15 protein-coding genes are annotated in these 17,829 nt (G+C 66.0%); 7 read left to right on the forward strand and 8 right to left on the reverse strand.

The window, feature by feature from the left end; genetic code table 11:
- The first annotated feature begins 64 nt into the window (after positions 1-64).
- Positions 65-1,552 carry an NAD(P)H-hydrate dehydratase gene (locus C0R46_RS04610; protein ID WP_102958359.1) on the forward strand — a complete coding sequence of 496 codons (1,488 nt, stop codon included), beginning with the start codon at positions 65-67 and terminating at the stop codon, positions 1,550-1,552.
- A gap of 102 nt (positions 1,553-1,654) precedes the next feature.
- Here C0R46_RS04610 and C0R46_RS04615 read toward each other — a convergent pair whose 3' ends face one another.
- The 3 genes from C0R46_RS04615 to uvrA form a co-directional block, all read right to left on the reverse strand.
- Positions 1,655-2,464 (reverse strand): DUF72 domain-containing protein, encoded by an 810-nt coding sequence (locus tag C0R46_RS04615; RefSeq protein ID WP_102958360.1) that lies wholly within the window; start codon positions 2,462-2,464, stop codon positions 1,655-1,657.
- A 90-nt stretch (positions 2,465-2,554) separates the two neighbouring features.
- Positions 2,555-3,184, reverse strand: coding sequence for a glutathione S-transferase family protein (locus tag C0R46_RS04620; protein WP_102958361.1), 630 nt, complete (start codon positions 3,182-3,184; stop codon positions 2,555-2,557).
- A gap of 100 nt (positions 3,185-3,284) precedes the next feature.
- A complete protein-coding gene (gene uvrA, locus C0R46_RS04625) occupies positions 3,285-6,167 on the reverse strand; it encodes an excinuclease ABC subunit UvrA (protein WP_102958362.1) in 2,883 nt (960 codons plus the stop codon).
- A gap of 404 nt (positions 6,168-6,571) precedes the next feature.
- Between uvrA and ssb the strand changes: the two genes are divergently transcribed.
- On the forward strand, positions 6,572-7,093 hold the full coding sequence (ssb, locus tag C0R46_RS04630) for a single-stranded DNA-binding protein (RefSeq protein WP_102958363.1): 522 nt from the start codon (positions 6,572-6,574) through the stop codon (positions 7,091-7,093).
- A 99-nt stretch (positions 7,094-7,192) separates the two neighbouring features.
- Here ssb and C0R46_RS04635 read toward each other — a convergent pair whose 3' ends face one another.
- The 3 genes from C0R46_RS04635 to C0R46_RS21055 form a co-directional block, all read right to left on the reverse strand.
- The gene (locus C0R46_RS04635) at positions 7,193-8,080 is read right to left on the reverse strand and encodes an alpha/beta fold hydrolase (RefSeq protein WP_102958364.1); all 888 of its coding nucleotides are present in this window, start codon (positions 8,078-8,080) and stop codon (positions 7,193-7,195) included.
- 174 nt (positions 8,081-8,254) lie between these two features.
- A complete protein-coding gene (locus C0R46_RS04640; RefSeq protein WP_102958365.1) occupies positions 8,255-9,235 on the reverse strand; it encodes a cation diffusion facilitator family transporter in 981 nt (326 codons plus the stop codon).
- Positions 9,236-9,296: 61 nt separating this feature from the next.
- Entirely contained in the window at positions 9,297-10,367 is a 1,071-nt protein-coding gene (locus C0R46_RS21055; protein WP_102958366.1) for a helix-turn-helix domain-containing protein, read from the reverse strand.
- A 242-nt stretch (positions 10,368-10,609) separates the two neighbouring features.
- Here C0R46_RS21055 and C0R46_RS04650 point away from each other — a divergent pair, with 242 nt between their 5' ends.
- Positions 10,610-11,788: a hypothetical protein gene (locus C0R46_RS04650; protein ID WP_102958367.1), complete on the forward strand. Its 1,179-nt coding sequence runs from the start codon at positions 10,610-10,612 to the stop codon at positions 11,786-11,788.
- A gap of 33 nt (positions 11,789-11,821) precedes the next feature.
- Here the strand turns inward: C0R46_RS04650 and C0R46_RS04655 are convergent, their stop codons facing one another.
- Positions 11,822-12,457 (reverse strand): MarC family protein, encoded by a 636-nt coding sequence (locus tag C0R46_RS04655; RefSeq protein ID WP_102958368.1) that lies wholly within the window; start codon positions 12,455-12,457, stop codon positions 11,822-11,824.
- Positions 12,458-12,823: 366 nt separating this feature from the next.
- Here C0R46_RS04655 and gyrA point away from each other — a divergent pair, with 366 nt between their 5' ends.
- Positions 12,824-15,574, forward strand: a complete 2,751-nt coding sequence (gene gyrA, locus C0R46_RS04660) for a DNA gyrase subunit A (protein WP_245413435.1) — start codon at positions 12,824-12,826, stop codon at positions 15,572-15,574.
- Positions 15,575-15,714: 140 nt separating this feature from the next.
- Here gyrA and C0R46_RS21255 read toward each other — a convergent pair whose 3' ends face one another.
- Positions 15,715-15,843 carry a hypothetical protein gene (locus C0R46_RS21255; RefSeq protein ID WP_280952995.1) on the reverse strand — a complete coding sequence of 43 codons (129 nt, stop codon included), beginning with the start codon at positions 15,841-15,843 and terminating at the stop codon, positions 15,715-15,717.
- A gap of 268 nt (positions 15,844-16,111) precedes the next feature.
- On the opposite strand from C0R46_RS21255, the gene coaD reads away from it, so the two are divergent.
- From coaD to C0R46_RS04680, 3 genes are all read left to right on the forward strand, one after another.
- Positions 16,112-16,624: a pantetheine-phosphate adenylyltransferase gene (gene coaD / locus C0R46_RS04670; protein WP_102958371.1), complete on the forward strand. Its 513-nt coding sequence runs from the start codon at positions 16,112-16,114 to the stop codon at positions 16,622-16,624.
- A 7-nt stretch (positions 16,625-16,631) separates the two neighbouring features.
- On the forward strand, positions 16,632-17,183 hold the full coding sequence (locus tag C0R46_RS04675; protein ID WP_102958372.1) for a peptidylprolyl isomerase: 552 nt from the start codon (positions 16,632-16,634) through the stop codon (positions 17,181-17,183).
- Positions 17,184-17,358: 175 nt separating this feature from the next.
- Positions 17,359-17,829 carry a peptidylprolyl isomerase gene (locus tag C0R46_RS04680; RefSeq protein WP_102958373.1) on the forward strand — a complete coding sequence of 157 codons (471 nt, stop codon included), beginning with the start codon at positions 17,359-17,361 and terminating at the stop codon, positions 17,827-17,829.

Raw genomic sequence — 17,829 nt, forward strand, 5'->3', positions numbered from 1 at the left:
GCTTGATCAGCGACCTTCGCGTCTGTGCTCAAGAAGAACGCAATATGATGATGAAAGGGGCATAATGCGCACCGAAGCGGCACTCCTCACGCCGAACGAGATGGGCGAGGCAGATCGGCTGACGATCGCCTCGGGGATTGCGGGCATGGCCTTGATGGAGGCTGCGGGGAGTGCCGTCGTCGATTCGCTGGTGGCGCATTATCCCAAAGCGCGAAGCATCGCGATCCTGGCCGGTCCCGGCAACAATGGCGGCGATGCCTATGCCGCAGGACGGCTCCTGAAGGAGCGCGGTCTGACCATCCGCCTCTTTGCATCCCAGCCGCCGTCGCGCCTCTCCGGCGACGCCGCGTTGGCCGCCGCTACATTCGATGGACCGAGCGAGCCGCTGGCAGCCTTCGACCCTGCCGGCGCCGACCTCATCCTCGACGGCTTGTTCGGCGCCGGATTGGCGCGGCCGGTGGACGGTGACGCCGCCAGGGCGATCGACGTGGCGAACGCGGCCGGCGTGCCGATCGTCGCCATCGACCTGCCGAGCGGCATCTCAGGTCTCACGGGCATGGCGATGGGCACCGCGATCAAGGCGGCGCTGACGGTGACGTTCTTCAGGCGCAAGCCGGGCCACCTGCTGGAGCCGGGACGGACCCATTGCGGGGAGGTCGTCGTAGCGGACATCGGGATTGCCGGTGACGTCCTCGACGCCATCGCCCCGCAGACCTTCATCAACGATCCGACGCTATGGCGGGAGCAACTCAAGCTCCCGGTTCGCTCCGGCCACAAATATGATCGCGGACATGCCGTGGTGCTCTCGGGCGGCTTCACCACCACGGGTGCGGCGCGATTGGCGGCGATGGCCGCGCTCCGGGGCGGGGCAGGGCTGGTCACCGTCTTTTCGCCGGCAGGCGCGATTGCCGCCCACGCCGCCCACCTTACCGCCATAATGCTGAAGCGATGCGAAGATGAAGCCGAACTGGCGGCGCGGCTGGCGGATGACCGCTTCAACACCTTCGTCCTCGGCCCGGGCTTCGGTATCGGCGGGAAGGCGCGGGACTTTACCGCCGCGATCCTTGCCGCCGGCCGCCATCTCGTTCTCGATGCCGACGGCATCACCAGCTTCGCCGAGGCGCCCGATACGCTGTTCGAGGCCGTAAAGGCGAGCGCCGGCGCTGCCGTGCTCACCCCGCATGCCGGCGAGTTCAAGCGCCTTTTCCCGGACATCGCCGCGGGCGAAGAGACGAGCAAGCTGGAGAAGGCGCGCGCGGCGGCCCAGCGCTCCGGTGCGGTCGTCATACTGAAAGGTTCGGATACGGTCATAGCAGCGCCGGACGGCCGCGCCGCGATCAACGCCACGGGCACGCCATGGCTGGCGAGTGCCGGCACAGGCGACGTCCTTGCCGGCATCGTCGCGGCGCAGCTGGCGCAGGGTACTCAAGCCTTCGAAGCGGCGTCGGCCGCCGTCTGGATGCATGGCCGCGCGGCGGAGCTCTTCGGGCCCGGGCTGATCTCCGAGGATTTGCCGGCGATGCTGCCGAAGGTGCTGGCCGAGCTAGTTTGAGCGAGTTCCGACCGGTCTTGATGGCCGCCGCAGGTCCTGCCTGTTCAGAGCGACGACCGCTTCCGTTCAGATGAGCCGCCGCGATGCGATACGGCGCGGCCGTCAGGCTTTGACGGCCAGACGCTGGAAGGTCATTGCCGCCTGCGGCGCGCGTATCTTGCCCTCGTGGATGAAGTAGACGAACACGTCGCGCGGCTCGGGCTTCGGCTTCGCGTCCGATGCTGCAACCGGCAGATCCGCCGGCACGCCGCCCTCGGCGAATGTTCGAGCCCGATCCGCCCATTGCTGGAGCTCGGCCGGCGGATAGGCGGTCGGAATGTCATCTTCGCCCTTCTGCAGGCGCAGATACACGAAGTCGGCTGTGAGGTCGGCCATCTCAGGATAAGTCGCGTGATGGGCGTAGCAGATCGCGACGCCGTGCTTGCGGGCGAGGGCGACGAAGTCCGGATCGATGAAGGAGGCATGCCGCACCTCCAGCACATGGCGCAGCGTGAGGCCGCCGCTGGTTGACGGCAGCAACTTCAGAAAGGCCGCGAAGTCATCGGTCTCGAAACGCTTCGTCGGCGCGAACTGCCAGACGATCGGCCCGAGCTTGTCGCCGAGTTCCGAGACGCCGGTCGCGAAGAACTTGCCCACCGACTCGCCGGCCTCGCCCAGCACCTTGCGGTTGGTGACGTAGCGGCTGCCTTTCAGCGCGAAGACGAAGCCATCCGGCACCTCGCTCGCCCATTTGGCGAAAGTCGCGGGTGTCTGACCACGGTAGTAGGTGCCGTTGACCTCGATCGTCGTCAGCTGGCTGCCGGCATATTCGAGCTGCCTCTTCTTCGGCAGGTCATCCGGGTAGAACGTGCCTTCCCAGGGCTCGAAGGTCCAGCCGCCGATCCCGGCGCGAATCATGCCTGAGATCGTCATCGATCACCCTCTTTTCTGAGACTTGCATGTGAGAGACGCCCACAGCTCCGACACCGCCCGCTCCGACGGCAGAACGCGGATGCTGTTTAGTCAACCGGACGGCGGGATGAACCGTTGCGACACGGCCTCAAACACCGGCAGCGCTTCCATTCGGGCGGCGTGGGACCGGAGTGCGGGCAGCCTGTCCATGTCGACGAGCCCGGGATGCGCCTCGGTCAGATGCCGCAGGGTCGTGGCAACCGCGATGTCGGCATGGCCGATGCGTGTCCCGAACCAGTAGTCGCTCGGCTGGTCCGCTCGGCTCGTCTCCAGCACGGCCAGCGCGCCAATGATCTGCGAGCGGCAGCGCTCCACCCAGAGCTCCGAGCGCTGTTCGTGCAGATAAAGCTCGTAGAACAGGCTGACGGCCTTGTCGGAGATGCCGGCTGCCAAAGCGACGACGTTCTGCGCGCGATGCCGCTGGGGCTCCTCAGTCGGGTAGAGCCGGCGGTCCGCCGACACCCGGCCATCCACATGATCCAAAACGAGGTGGCTGTCGATCAGCACATCGCCATCGTCAAGCACGAGCGTCGGCACGCGCAGCAGCGGGTTGTAGGGCCGGATCTTCTCGGCATCGCCGAAGGTCGACCAAGGGCGGTGCTCAAAGGGCAGCTCGTACAGCGTCAGCGCGATGCCGACTCGGCGCACGAAGGGCGAGTCATACTGACCGATCAGGATCATGGATCACCTCCGCCTTGGCCCGCCAATCGCCTGCGGGCTGTATGATCATGCCGGTCCACGGCCAGCGCGGCCGTCGCCAGCCACGTCTGTCACCCTGCACCTACTCCGCCGCTTCGGCCTTCGCCGAAGAGCGTCGGTCCAGCAGCTCCTTGAGGAAGCGGCCGGTATGCGAGCGCTCCACCTTCACCACCTGTTCCGGCGTTCCTGTCGCAACGATCTCGCCGCCGCCGTCGCCGCCCTCCGGCCCGATGTCGACGATCCAGTCCGACGTCTTGATGACCTCGAGATTGTGCTCGATCACGATCACCGTATTGCCGCGGTTGACCAGGTCGTGCAGCACCTCGAGCAGCTTGGCGACGTCGTGGAAGTGCAGGCCCGTCGTCGGCTCGTCGAGGATGTAGAGCGTGCGGCCCGTCGCCTTGCGTGCCAGCTCCTTGGCGAGCTTCACACGCTGCGCCTCGCCACCGGATAGAGTCGTCGCCTGCTGGCCGACCTTGATGTAGCCGAGGCCGACCTCGTTCAGCGTCGCCAGCCGGTCGCGCACCGCCGGCACGGCCGAGAAAAAGTCCACGGCTTCCTCGACCGTCATGTCGAGAACATCGGCGATCGACTTTTCCTTGAAGGTGACCTCCAGCGTCTCGCGGTTATAGCGCTTGCCGTGGCAGACGTCGCAGGTGACGTAGACATCCGGCAGGAAGTGCATCTCGATCTTGATGACGCCGTCGCCCTGGCAGGCCTCGCAGCGCCCGCCCTTCACGTTGAAGGAGAAGCGGCCCGGCTGGTAGCCGCGTGCCTTGGCCTCCGGCAGGCCGGCGAACCAGTCCCGGATGGGCGTGAAGGCACCGGTGTAGGTCGCCGGGTTGGAGCGCGGCGTGCGCCCGATCGGCGACTGATCGATGTCGATGACCTTATCGAGATGCTCCAGCCCGTCGACGCGGTCGTGCTCGGCGGCGATCTCGCGCGCGTTGGAGATGCGCCGCGCCGCAGCCTTGAACAGCGTCTCGATCAGGAAGGTCGACTTGCCGCCGCCGGACACGCCGGTGACGGAGGTGAAGAGGCCTATCGGAATTTCGGCCGAGACGTTCTTCAGGTTGTTGCCACGCGCGCCGACGACCTTGATCGCCTTGCCCTTCACCGGCTTGCGGCGCTCCTCCGGCACCGGCACGCCGAGCGCCCCCGAGAGGTAGCGGCCGGTCAGCGACTTCGGATTCGCCTTGATCTCGCCCGGAGTGCCGGAGGCGATCACCTCGCCGCCATGGATGCCGGCGGCCGGCCCGATGTCCACAACGTAGTCGGCGGTGAGGATGGCGTCCTCGTCATGCTCGACCACGATCACCGTGTTGCCGATATCGCGCAGGTGCTTCAGCGTCTCCAGCAAGCGCGCATTGTCGCGCTGGTGAAGTCCGATCGACGGCTCGTCGAGGACGTAGAGGACGCCGGTGAGCCCGGAGCCGATCTGCGATGCAAGGCGGATGCGCTGCGACTCGCCGCCGGACAGCGTGCCCGACGAGCGCGACAGGGTCAGATAGTCGAGGCCGACGTCGTTCAGGAAGCGCAGCCGCTCACGGATCTCCTTCAGGATGCGGACGGCGATCTCGTTCTGCTTGCTGTTCAGCTGCTCGGGCAGCGCGGTGAACCACTCGGCCGCCGCGCGGATCGACAGCGCCGTGACCTCGCCGACATGCCGTCCGGCGATCTTCACCGCCAGCGCCTCAGGCTTCAGGCGGAAGCCGTGGCAGGCCGGGCAGGGCGTCTCCGACATGAAGCGCTCGATCTCCTCACGCATCCAGGCGGAGTCGGTTTCCTTCCAGCGGCGGGAGAGGTTGGGGACGACGCCCTCGAAGCTCTTCGAGGTTTTGTAGGAGCGCAGCCCGTCATTGTACTGGAATTCAAGCTTCAGCTTGCCGGTGCCGTTGAGGATCGCGTCCTTGCCCGCCTCCGGCAGGTCGCGCCACTTGTCGGTCTGCTTGAAGCCGAACTGCTTGCCGAGCGCATCGAGCGTCTGTCCGTAATAGGGCGAGGTCGACTTCGCCCACGGGGCTATGGCGCCGCCTTTCAGGCTCAAGGCATCGTTCGGCACGATCAGCTTCGGGTCGATCGCCCGCTGCGAGCCGAGGCCGTCGCAGGTCGGACAGGCGCCGAACGGATTGTTGAAGGAGAACAGCCGGGGCTCGATCTCCGGAATCGTAAAGCCGGAGACCGGGCAGGCAAACTTCTCCGAGAAGATCAGCTGCTTCGGCTTGCCGTTCTCGTCCGTGCCATCGGCGAATTCGGCGACGGCGATGCCCTCGGCGAGGCCAAGCGAGGTCTCCAGCGAGTCCGCCAGGCGCGAGGCGATGTCGCCGCGCACCACGATACGGTCCACCACGACGTCGATGTCGTGCTTGTACTTCTTGTCTAGCGCCGGCACGTCGGCGATGTCATAGAAGGTGCCGTCGACGCGCACGCGCTGAAAGCCCTTCTTCTGCAGCTCGGCGAGCTCCTTGCGATACTCGCCCTTGCGGCCGCGCACCATCGGCGCCAGCAGGTAAAGGCGCGTGCCTTCCTCCAGCGCCATGATCCGGTCGACCATCTGGCTGACGGTCTGGCTTTCGATCGGCAGGCCGGTCGCCGGCGAATAGGGGATTCCGACGCGGGCAAACAGCAGGCGCAGATAGTCGTAGATCTCGGTGACGGTGCCGACCGTCGAACGCGGATTCTTCGACGTCGTCTTCTGCTCGATCGAGATCGCCGGCGACAGGCCGTCGATCTGGTCGACATCCGGCTTCTGCATCATCTCCAGGAACTGGCGCGCATAGGCCGACAGGCTCTCGACATAGCGCCGCTGGCCTTCCGCATAGATCGTGTCGAAGGCGAGCGACGACTTGCCCGAGCCCGACAGGCCGGTCATCACGATCAGCTTGTCGCGGGGAATGTCGAGGTCGACATTCTTTAGATTGTGCTCGCGTGCGCCGCGAATGGAAATGGATTTCAGTTCGGCCATGATCCGCCAGACAAGAAGACGAGGACGGCGCCAAAGGCCGCGCGTTGCGGCCTTGCGACGTCGCTTAGATAGAAATCCGCACACCGAATGCGAGGAGACGGCGCGGTCGCGTGCGCTCGTATCAGGATCACGCTCGCGGGATCGCGCCTGACGCTCAGGAACATAACTAGAACGGAATTGCCTCGCAACCGCATTCCATGCCACAGTTGTGGATGAGGCCTCTGAGGGGAAGCCCTGGCACGCGGAGGCCTGTATAGGTCGAGCGCCGCGGAGGCGGCAGGCGGGCGCGCAAGCAACGGGAGAGATCCGGCAGCGCGCAGCCTGAGAGCGAGTTTCTGGAAGACGCCTGCAATGCCGCACCGATGCGGCCGGACGGGCGCTTCGGCGATCAAGAGTGAGGCGTCATGGCAGGCAGCGTGAACAAGGTGATTCTGGTCGGCAATCTCGGGGCCGACCCGGAGGTGCGGCGCCTGAATTCCGGCGATGCCGTCGTCAACCTGCGCATCGCGACGACGGAGACCTGGCGCGACCGCCAGTCTGGCGAGCGCAAGGAGCGCACGGAATGGCACAACGTCGTCATCTTCAACGAGAACCTCGTGAAGGTGGCCGAGCAGTATCTGAAGAAGGGCGCAACGGTCTACATCGAGGGCCAGCTACAGACGCGCTCCTGGGAAGACCAGTCGGGGCAGAAGCGCTACACGACCGAAGTGGTGCTGCAGCGCTTCCGCGGCGAGCTGCAGATGCTCGGCGGGCGCGGTGAAGGCGGCGGCGGCGCGTCCTATGATCGGGGCGGCGACGAGCGCGGCGGTGGCGGCGGCTATGGCCGCAGCGAGGATCGCGGCGGTGGTGGCGGCTACAGCCGCGGCGGTGGCGGCGGCGGCGGCGGTGGCTCGTCGCGGGACCTGGACGACGAGATCCCGTTCTGAGCGATCGCGCCGAGCCTCCCTGCGATCAGGCCCGACGCTCTCGTCGGGCCTGATCGCAGGGAGGCTCGGTTGCCTTTGGCTAGTGCGGCCCTGAGGCGCTCAGCGTCCGCTCTGTAGAAAATCGCTGATCCGGCGAGTGATGCGCTCCGGCTGCTCCAGATGCAGCCAATGGCTCGCACCCTCGACGATTTCGAGCCGGCCATCGTCGCACAGGGCGAGGCTGGCGTCAGCGACATGCCGCTCCAGAAAGCTGTCGTCGCTGCCCCACAGGATCAGCGTCGGCGGCGATATGCGTGACGCCTCTCGCCTGCCTCTGCCGTTCCGCAGGGCGCGATAGTAGTTGAGCATCGCCGTCAGCGAGCCCGGATGCGACCACGCCTCGACATAGCGCTCGAGCGCTCCGGGCTCAAACGCGCCCGGCCGGGCGCTCGTCTGCATGCTCGCGCGTAGGGCCCTGAAGCCGAAGCTGCCCAGCATCAGTTCGGGCAGGACCGGCAGCTGGAAGAACCCGACATAGGCGCTGCGCAGAGCCTGCGTCGGATGTTTGAGAGCCTGCCGCGCCAGAACGTCCGGGTGCGGTCCGTCCATCAGTACGGCGCGGTCCAGCCGCAGCGGATATCGGGCGGCGACCCACCAGCCGATCACGGCGCCCCAGTCGTGCCCGACAAGGTTGAAGCGCTCTGCCTCATAGGAGTCGGCGATCGCCACGACATCGGCGGCGAGCGTGTCGAGACGGTAGCCCGAGACAGCTTGCGGCGCCTCGCTCCTGTTGTAGCCGCGCATATCCGGCACGACGACATGGAAGCCGGCCTCCGCGAGCGGTGTGATCTGCTTGCGCCAAGCCCACCAGAACTCCGGAAAGCCGTGCAGCAGCACGAGCAGCGGTCGGCCCGGCTCGCCGGCCTCGACAATGTGCAGCGACAAGCCGTTGATTACCCTGATCGTTTCGCGCCAGCCCGGCTGCAGCAGGGGTCCGGTCTCGATCATCCGCCTTGCTCCTGCGACATCGTCTGACGAAACACTCTGACGTCGCAGCAGTTCACGGGAAGAGCTGGCCCAGCCGCAGACCGCCGGATTGCCCAAGCTGAAGGGACTGGCGCCGCTCGTCTGAGATCGCCGTCAGGACCGATCCTGCCAAAGTCGCAAGCAATCTTGCTGCCCCTAACTCGCGGCCGTGTCCGCAGCAAGCTGTGCTGCAACGCTCTGGCGGTGCGCCTCGCGCGACTGCACCTCGATGTAAAGGCGGCGGATGATCGGATAGCGTGCCTTCACGCGCGTCTCGATTTCGCTGACGGCCGCTTCGATCTGCTGCGACAGCACGCCGTCGGCAAAGTCGATGCTCATGGTCAGGAGCACGTCGTTCGGGCCCAGATGCATGGTACGGATCTCGTTCACCGCAACGATTTCCGGCCGCGCCGCGACGCGGGTCCGAATGGTCTCGACGATGTCCGGTGATGCCGCCTCGCCAATCAGAAGGCCCTTCACCTCGACGGCGAGGATCGCCGCCGTGATGGCGAGAAGAATGCCGATCAGGATCGACCCCACCGCGTCGAACACCGGCATGCCTGTCGCCCAGGCCGCCGCAATCCCGAGCGCTGCGATGACAAGGCCGAGGCAGGCAGCGGTATCCTCGAAGAGGACGACGAAGATCGATGGATCCTTCAGATCACGGAAGTCGCGGATCAGGCCGCGGCCACCGCGCACCTTCTGAAATTCGCGGAATGCGACGGTCCAGGAATAGCCTTCGAGGCAGAAAGAGAGGGCGAGCACGACCAGCGCGACGATGGGCGAGGCGACCGCTTCAGACTCGCCGGTGAGAATGGCTTCGATGCCTTCGAAGATCGAAAAACCGGCGCCGAGGCCGAAGATGAGGATCGCCACCACGAACGACCAGAAATAGATCTCGACGCCATAGCCGAACGGATGCCTGGCATCGGCCGGGCGGCGCGCCCTCCGCATCCCCAGCAGCAGCAGCGCTTCATTGGCCGTGTCGATGATCGAGTGGATGCCCTCGGCCAACATGCTCGACGAGCCCGTGAAGAACGCCGCGACGAATTTGGTCACGGCGATGCCGAGGTTGGAGCCGATCGCGGCATAGACAGCCTTGCTGCCGCCGTCCTGCGGGCGTTGCGATCGAGCCATGCGTCACTCCATTTAGATTTCAGCGCAAACACGTGAACGGCCGGAAAGGTCCGTCGCACGCCTAAGCGAGTGCATGGCCCGCAAAGGACCGGGCCTGCAGGTCGCGCACCCACTGATCGAGCCCGGCATGCCCGGCCCTGCCGCTGCGATTTGGGTATGATAGTCCCGTCCTGCGTAGGGCGACGGCGCGCTCCGTTTCGCCGATTGCGCGCGCCTCCCGCGGGCTCTCGCCGAACCGGCGGCGGAAGGCACGGCTGAAATGCGCCTCGCTGGTAAAGCCCAGCTCGTGCGCCACCGTCTGCACCTGCCTTGGCGCCCGGACGAGAGCTGCGTAGGCCGCTTCAAGCCGCCGTGCGCGCACATAGGCCGCAACCCCGCCGAGCGGCCGGAACAGGCGATACAGGGTGGCCCGTGAGACGAAGGCAGCGCTGGCGATGGCGTCCGGCGTCAGTTTCGGCGATGTCAGGTTGCTTTCGATGAAGCGCTTGGCACGCCCGAGGGCGTAGTCCGCCAGCGCCGGACGGGCTTCGGCCGGGCAGGCCGCGGGTAGGGCCAGCAGTGCAGCCACGACCGCGAGCGTCGAGGCGCCGAAGATTGGAGCTTGCGCCAACGGCACGCGGTCGAGGCGGCGATAGGCCGACTGCAGCACGTCCCCGAGAATGCCGCCGATCGGCTCCGGCAGGACCTGCCCGTGCAGCCGCTCGACGCCCGGCGCCAGCCTGTCGAGTGCCTCGCGCGGCAGAAGCACCGAGACGGCGGTCGAGGTCACCGCCTGTGTCGTCACCGTGCGTCCGAGATCGAGGAAGCAGACGTTACCCGGCTTCACCGTTACCGCGGTGCGTCCGGCCTCGCCGACGAAGCCGCCAGACAGGTAGACCTGCAGCAGATAGTGGTCGATGCCGGTGGTGCGCACGTCGCGCGCGGAGCGCCGGAAGCGCTGGGCGCCAAGCCGCGTGCGGGCAATTAGGGCGGTGCCGAGATCATAGGTGGAGCTCTCGAAGCGGAACCGCTCTTCCTCCAATGGTTCGACGACGAAGATGCTTGAGATGCTCTCCCGCCAGAGCTCAAAGGCGGCCGCTGCGGCAACTCCGCCGGAGGTGAGAACGGCGCGGGGGACGACTTGCCGTTGCATGGGGGAAGACGCCGTCGCGCCGCAACACACGCGCCGTCGTTAAGCAACCGTCGAGGGCCTGTCAACAACCGGAGAGGTCCTGTCTCTGGCGCGCCGGTCCATTATGCGCCGCAGCTCCGCCGACAACATGAGACGGGCTGTCAAGCCTTTGCGACGGGTGGTCATGTGCTGCGCCAATACATGGCGGTAGCCATTGCAGCGCGCGGCCTGCGCTGCGCCTCAACCGCTTCAGGAGCTCGGTCATGTCTGCGATACCCATCCCACGCCAAGAGGACGTCCGATACCGCGAGAGCGACATCGTCCTCCTTCAGCAGAGCCTGCAGTCCGCCCGCGCAACGCCGTGCCGGATCCCGGCCAACCTCGGCGACTTCCTCTATTCGGCCGGAGTCATGGCCGGCATTGCCTCCGTGTTCGGGCCGGTGCTCGATCCGTTCCTGCCGCTTCTGTCGGTCACGCCGCTCAGCGCCGGCATTGCCTGGGGCGTGATGAACAGCACCGTCGACGTCGCCAGCCTAAAGCAGATGAAGGACCGCTATCGCGGCCTGAACTTCATCCCGTCGCCGGACCAGGAGGCGCGCATCGGCATTGCCTTCGACGTCGTCGCCCTTCAGCAGGCGAGCGGCGCTCAGGACATCGGCATCTCCGCCAATGTCATCTTTGCCTCGCACTTCCGCTGCCAGCCGGACGAGCCCGTGCTGAATTCGATGTATCGGGACATGGTGTCGTTCTCGATCCTCCCAACTCCCGGCGGGATGGCGGGTTGGCGGCGCAACAACCGGGCGCTGCTGCCGCCCACGACCCTCAAATCCACCGCCTACAACTTCTCCACGGGCTGGACCGTTGGCGGCGGCTTCAACGGCGAGATCGGCGCATCGCCGACCGCCGGCTTCGAGGCCAACGGCTCCTACTCCTTCGGGGTCTCAGCCGAGCGCACCGGCGCGGACTTCGAAACGACGCGCAACACCGCCGGTGCGGCGGAAATGGCCGCATGGACCTCGACGCTGCAGACGGTGAGCGACAACGGTATTCCGCGCAACTACAGCTTCAGCCAGCCGGAATCGATCGTCGCCCACACCATCTTCACCAAGTGGCTGTGCAGCCCGCCGGACACCGCTAAGCAGGACCTTGACCTCGCCTATTTCGCCGGCTTCACCCGTGAGGCCGGAGCAGGGCCGTCGACGCCGCTGCGCTTCACCTACGCGGCCACGCAGCGGCTGATGTATGCCGAGGTGTTCGGCCGCTGGGGTGCGCCCGGCGCCCGCGTTGGCGGCGCCGCTGGCATCCTGCCAGCACTGATGACCCTGGGGGGCGAGCTCGTGATCGACCTCAGTGCCAGGAAGGCGTGGGTCGAGAATGAGACGATCACGTTCCGCACGATGCCTGAGGCGATCGACGACGTCATCCGGATGAGCGGTCGCTGATCCCGGGCTAGCCGGTGCTGCCAGTGGCGGGGATCAGGCCCCGCCGCTGGCAAGCGCCCGCACGCCGTCGGCGACGAACTGCACCGCCAGGGCGGCAAGCAGGACGCCGAGCAGCCGGGAGATGACGATCCGGCCGGTGGCGCCGAGCAATCTGTCGAGGCGATGGGCCACCACGAGGCAAAGAAAATTGGCGGCGAGCGCGGCGGCGATCACGACAATCAGCCCGACCTGGCCGGCAAGAGAGGGAAGAGACCCCGACAGCAGGATGGTCGCCGAGATGGCGCCGGGTCCCGCAATCAGCGGGATCGCCAGCGGAAAGGCCGCAATGTCGGTCACGTCGTGGTGCTGCTCCTCCACTGCGCGGTCGGCGCTGCGCTGATGGCGCTCCTGCCGTCGCTCGAAGACAAGCTCGAAGCCGATCCAGAAGAGGAACAGGCCACCGGCGACGCGAAAGGCGCCGAGCGTGATGCCGAGTCCCTGCAGAAGGGCAAGGCCGGCAAGGCCGAACAGCGCCAGGATGGCAAAGGCGATGAGCGAGGCGCGAAAGGCGATGCGCTGCCGCTCCACCGAGGACCGGCCGGGCGTCAGCGCCAGGAACAGCGGAACAAGGCCGAGCGGGTCAAGGATAACGAACAGCGTCACGAAGCCGTTCACGAGCAGATCGATCATCAGCGTTATTGCATCCGCTTGGGGGTCGAGTGGGGCAGGTCACCGCCGCGCCCACTCCGTAGCCGAGTGCTCGCGGTCCTGTCACGCCGCGATCGCAGCGGCTGATTCTCAGCGCTTCGACACCTTGGCGGCCGCGCTGCAACTGCGGTTTGGAACTTTCTTTTGCACCACCAACTAACAGATTGAACTCGTTACAGGAAATCCCATATCAGAGGGCATCCCCGATTTGCCCCTGCAGCCTCTTCCGCGCTATACGGACGATGCTCCCATTTGCCATCCCAGGATAGTTTTTTGGCCGAAGAAGAGAACAAGACCGTCCCGCCCGAGCGGCCGACCGGGATTGAATCCGTATCGATCATCGAGGAGATGCAGCGGTCCTACCTCGATTACGCCATGAGCGTGATCGTCAGCCGCGCGCTTCCCGACGTCCGCGACGGCCTAAAGCCCGTCCACAGACGCATCCTGTTCGCGATGCACGGCATGGGGCTCGTCTTCAACCGGCCGTTCCGCAAATCGGCGGGTGTCGTCGGTGAGGTGATGGGTAAGTACCATCCGCACGGGGACGCCTCGATCTATGACGCGCTGGTGCGTATGGCCCAGGACTGGGCTATGCGGGCGCCGCTGATCAATGGGCAGGGCAATTTCGGCTCCATCGACGGCGATCCGCCGGCAGCCATGCGGTACACCGAGTGCCGCCTGCAGAAGGTCTCGGATCCGCTGCTGGAGGACATCGACAAGGAAACGGTCGACTTCCAGGACAATTACGACGGCCGTGAGCAGGAGCCGGTCGTTCTGCCCGCGCGGTTCCCGAACCTCCTCGTGAATGGCTCGGGCGGCATTGCCGTCGGCATGGCGACGAACATCCCGCCGCACAATCTCGGCGAGGTGATCGACGGCACCATCGCGATGATCGACAACCCGGAGATCACCCTCGACGAGCTGATGGAGTTCATCCCGGGTCCGGATTTCCCGACCGGTGCGCTCGTGCTGGGACGGGCCGGCATCCTGGCAGCTTACTCGTCGGGCCGCGGCTCGATCCTGATGCGCGGGAAGGTCCATATCGAGACCATGCGCGGCGAGCGCGAGGCGATCATCGTCACCGAGGTTCCGTACCAGGTGAACAAGGCCTCGATGATCGAGAAAATGGCCGAACTCGTCCGTGACAAGCGGATCGAGGGCATTTCCGACATCCGCGACGAGAGCGACCGAGAAGGCTACCGTGTCGTCGTCGAGCTGAAGCGCGACGCCTCCTCGGACGTCGTCCTCAACCAGCTCTACCGCTTCACGCCGCTGCAGACTTCCTTCGGCGCCAACATGGTGGCGCTGAACGGCGGCAAGCCCGAGCAGCTGACGCTGATCGACATGCTCTCCGCCTTCATCGCCTTCCGCGAGGAGGTGGTGAACCGGCGCACCAAGTACCTGCTGCGCAAGGCGCGCGAGCGGGCGCACGTCCTCGTCGGCCTCGCTATTGCGGTCGCCAACATCGACGAGGTGATCAAGCTGATCCGCCAGGCGCCGGATCCGTCGACGGCGCGCGAGCAGCTGATGACCCGCGCCTGGGAGGCCAAGGACGTCGCGCCGCTGATCCGGCTGATCGACGATCCCCGGCATCGCATTGCCGAGGACGGCACCTACCGCCTCTCGGAGACGCAGGCCCGCGCCATTCTCGACCTCCGCCTTCAGCGCCTGACCGCGCTCGGCCGCGACGAGATCGCCGACGAGCTGAACGCCATCGGTGAGGAGATCCGCGACTATCTCGATATCCTTTCGTCGCGCACCCGCGTCCGCGACATCATCAAGGGCGAGCTGACGGCGATCCGCGACGAGTTCGCCACGCCCCGCCGGACCGAGCTCTCCGAGGGCGCGGCGGACATGGACGACGAGGACCTGATCCCACGCGAGGACATGGTCGTCACCGTCAGCCATGGCGGCTACATCAAGCGGGTGCCGCTGGCGACCTACCGGGCGCAGCGGCGCGGCGGCAAGGGCCGCTCGGGCATGACGCTGAAGAACGACGAGGATTCGGTCACCCGTCTCTTCGTCGCCAACACCCACACGCCGGTCCTGTTCTTCTCCTCGCGCGGTATCGTCTACAAGGAGAAGGTCTGGCGGCTGCCGCTGGCGACGCCGCAGTCTCGCGGCAAGGCGCTGGTGAATCTCCTGCCGCTCGAAGCGGGCGAGCGCATCACCTCCATCATGCCGCTGCCGAACGATGAGGCAGATGCAGCGGAGCTGAACGTGATGTTCGCCACGACCCGCGGCACGGTGCGGCGCAACAAGCTGGCCGACTTCATCCAGGTCAACCGCAACGGCAAGATCGCGATGAAGCTGGAGGACGCCGGGGACGAGATCCTTGCTGTCGCCACCTGCTCGGAGGACGACGACGTTCTCCTCGTCGCCTCGTCCGGCCTGTGCATCCGCTTCTCCGTCACGGACGTGCGCGTCTTCGCCGGCCGCAACTCCGTCGGCGTGCGGGGCATGGCGCTTGGCAATGGCGACCAGATCATCTCGATGGCGATCCTGCGCCATGTGGATGCGACGCCGGCGGAGCGCTCGGCCTATCAGCGGATGCGCCGAGCAGTCGATCCCGAGAGTGCGGCCGAAGAGGCCATCGCCGACGAGGAGGCCGCGACGGAGGATCAGAGCGTGTCCCTCGGTTCCGAGCGCTACGCCTTCCTCAATGCCAACGAGCAGTTCATCCTCACTTTGAGCGAATTCGGCTTCGGCAAGCGCTCGTCGTCCTACGACTTCCGCGTCAGCGGGCGTGGCGGCAAGGGTATCCGGGCGACCGACATCGGCCGCACGGCCGAGATCGGCAAGCTGGTCGCCGGCTTCCCCGTCGAGGCAGGCGATCAGTTGATGATGATCTCCGATCGTGGCCAGACGATCCGCGTGCCGGTGGAAGGCATCCGTATCGCGAGCAGAGCCACCAAGGGTGTGACCATCTTCAAGACGGCGGATGGCGAGCGGATCGTTTCGGTCGAGCGCATACCGGACCAGGGTGCCGACGAGACAGATGCCGTTGATGCTTCAGACCCCGAAACGGGAGCGCCGACGATCGATCCGCACATGGACGACGATGATCAGCCGGGCGATGGCGACACGCCGATGGCGTGATCATCGACGCCAAGCCTTCAGAATCAAAAAGCCGCGGCGATCCCGCGGCTTTTTCTTTGGCTTCTCTGTCTACCGTGTCTTCCAGGCGGATCAGTCAGCAATGGCGATCAGAATGTCCTTCGAAGGACAGTTGATCGCGCTTAGTGGATGAAGGGAGACTTGCGGATCGTCGCCTTTACCCGAGCCTGCTGAGCATCGTTGTGGAGCGATACCGCCGTGGCGGTCACGAGAGCTGCGGCCATGGCAAGGGAAAGCGCGAACACCAGCATGTCTGTTCTCCGGTTCGATGCCTGTTCAACGGCAACCTGTTGGAATTGGTTCCAATAAGCGCCGCGAGTCATGAACAAGGCCCTGCGGTTCCTTTCACCGGCCGTTCAGTTTGCTGCGATGCTTAATGTCTGGCGAATAGGTCAGCGCCGCCAGTTTTCCTTGACCGTGACCGCATGCGCCTGCCACCGCGACCGGTCGCAGCCTCTGCCGCAGAGGCAGCGACCGGTAGGCCCTTGCGCAAGACGCGGCTTGCGATAGACCGGATGCATGGCACGCATCGCGATCTATCCAGGCTCCTTCGACCCGCTAACTCTGGGCCACCTCGACATTCTGCGCCAGGCCACTGCGCTCGTTGACGAGATCGTCGTGGCGATCGGCATTCATCCGGGCAAGGTGCCGATGTTCTCCTTCGATGAACGGCAGGCCGTCATCGCCGCCTGCACGGCGGAGTTGAACGCACAGGTGAGGGTGATCGCCTTCGACGGCCTCGTCGTGGAGGCTGCCCGCACCGCTGGCGCGACCATCCTGATCCGCGGCCTGCGAGACGGGACGGATCTCGATTACGAGATGCAGATGGCCGGCATGAACGGCGTCATGGCGCCGGATGTCGCCACCGTCTTCCTTCCCGCATCGCCGGCCGTCAGGCCCATAACCGCCACATTGGTCCGCCAGATCGCCGCCATGGGCGGAGACGTCTCGCCCTTCGTGCCGCGTCCTGCGGCCGATGCCATTCGAGCCAAGCTCGCCGCGCGACAGCCGCAGCGGCCTCAAGAGGATTGAACCCGTCATGAACTTCGTCGCCAAGCTCGGGCTTGCCGCTCTGATCGCTGCCGGCAGCTTCGCGCCTGCCCTCGCGCAGACCGCGGACGCGCAGAACACGCTGGTCATCACCACCAAGACCGGCGACATCGACATCGCGCTGCGGCCCGATCTCGCGCCCGAGCACGTCAAGCGGATCAAGGAGCTGGCAAACGAAGGCTTCTACAACGGCGTCGTCTTCCACCGCGTCATCGAGGGCTTCATGGCGCAGACCGGCGACCCGACGGGGACGGGCATGGGCGGCTCCGACAAGCCGGACCTCAAGGCCGAGTTCTCAGACGAGCCGTTCAAGCGCGGCACGGTGGGCATGGCACGGGCGCAGAACCCGAACTCCGCCAACTCCCAGTTCTTCATCATGCTCGCCGATGGCGACTTCCTGAACGGCCAGTACACGGTGGTTGGCCAGGTGGTGAAGGGCATGGAGAATGTCGACAAGATCAAGAAGGGCGACGCCGCCGCCAACGGCGAGGTCGAGAACCCCGACAAGATGGTGAAGGTCAGCGTCGGCGGCGCCAAGTAAGGCACGCTGCACCAGCAACGACATCGCGACTGCTAACGGTTCGCTTCCGAGAGGCGGGTTGCCTCCGGGAGCGAACTGGTCCATGTGCCGCCTGACAGCGGCCGGGCCGCCTGCGGACGAGCCTCGTCTGCCGGCCGGCATCGCTTTACGAGCGAATTCAACACAGGAGCCTGACGTGGCCTACGACAAGCCCGAAGACACTCTCGTCCTCGAAACCACCAAGGGGACGGTCGTCATCGAGATGAAGCCGGACCTCGCGCCGAACCACGTGGCCCGCATCAAGGAGCTCGCACGCGAGGGCTTCTATGACGGCATCGTCTTCCATCGAGTCATCGACGGCTTCATGGCGCAGACCGGCGATCCCACGGGCACCGGCTCGGGCGGCTCCGACAAGCCGGACCTCAAGGCCGAGTTCTCCTCCGCCTCGCACAAGCGCGGCACCTGCTCGATGGCGCGCACCAACAACCCGAACTCGGCGAACTCGCAGTTCTTCATCTGCTTCGACCAGGCGCCCTGGCTCGACCGCCAGTACTCCGTCTGGGGTGAGGTGATCGAAGGTATGGACAATGTCGACCAGATCAAGAAGGGCGAGCCGGTGCGCGATCCCGACAAGATCGTGACGATGCGGGTGGCGGCAGACCTCTGA

Source organism: Mangrovicella endophytica, assembly GCF_002893625.1.
GTDB lineage: Bacteria > Pseudomonadota > Alphaproteobacteria > Rhizobiales > Rhizobiaceae > Mangrovicella > Mangrovicella endophytica.

Bases quoted from the DNA above. Each gene is read 5' to 3' on its own strand.
- gyrA (WP_245413435.1), top strand. From the start codon at position 12,824: ATGCAGCGGTCCTACCTCGATTACGCCATGAGCGTGATCGTCAGCCGC.
- C0R46_RS21255 (WP_280952995.1), bottom strand. From the start codon at position 15,843: ATGCTGGTGTTCGCGCTTTCCCTTGCCATGGCCGCAGCTCTCGTGACC.
- C0R46_RS04640 (WP_102958365.1), bottom strand. From the start codon at position 9,235: ATGGCTCGATCGCAACGCCCGCAGGACGGCGGCAGCAAGGCTGTCTAT.
- uvrA (WP_102958362.1), bottom strand. From the start codon at position 6,167: ATGGCCGAACTGAAATCCATTTCCATTCGCGGCGCACGCGAGCACAAT.
- C0R46_RS04610 (WP_102958359.1), top strand. From the start codon at position 65: ATGCGCACCGAAGCGGCACTCCTCACGCCGAACGAGATGGGCGAGGCA.
- C0R46_RS04675 (WP_102958372.1), top strand. From the start codon at position 16,632: ATGAACTTCGTCGCCAAGCTCGGGCTTGCCGCTCTGATCGCTGCCGGC.
- C0R46_RS04620 (WP_102958361.1), bottom strand. From the start codon at position 3,184: ATGATCCTGATCGGTCAGTATGACTCGCCCTTCGTGCGCCGAGTCGGC.
- C0R46_RS04635 (WP_102958364.1), bottom strand. From the start codon at position 8,080: ATGATCGAGACCGGACCCCTGCTGCAGCCGGGCTGGCGCGAAACGATC.
- ssb (WP_102958363.1), top strand. From the start codon at position 6,572: ATGGCAGGCAGCGTGAACAAGGTGATTCTGGTCGGCAATCTCGGGGCC.
- C0R46_RS04650 (WP_102958367.1), top strand. From the start codon at position 10,610: ATGTCTGCGATACCCATCCCACGCCAAGAGGACGTCCGATACCGCGAG.
- coaD (WP_102958371.1), top strand. From the start codon at position 16,112: ATGGCACGCATCGCGATCTATCCAGGCTCCTTCGACCCGCTAACTCTG.
- C0R46_RS21055 (WP_102958366.1), bottom strand. From the start codon at position 10,367: ATGCAACGGCAAGTCGTCCCCCGCGCCGTTCTCACCTCCGGCGGAGTT.
- C0R46_RS04655 (WP_102958368.1), bottom strand. From the start codon at position 12,457: ATGATCGATCTGCTCGTGAACGGCTTCGTGACGCTGTTCGTTATCCTT.
- C0R46_RS04615 (WP_102958360.1), bottom strand. From the start codon at position 2,464: ATGACGATCTCAGGCATGATTCGCGCCGGGATCGGCGGCTGGACCTTC.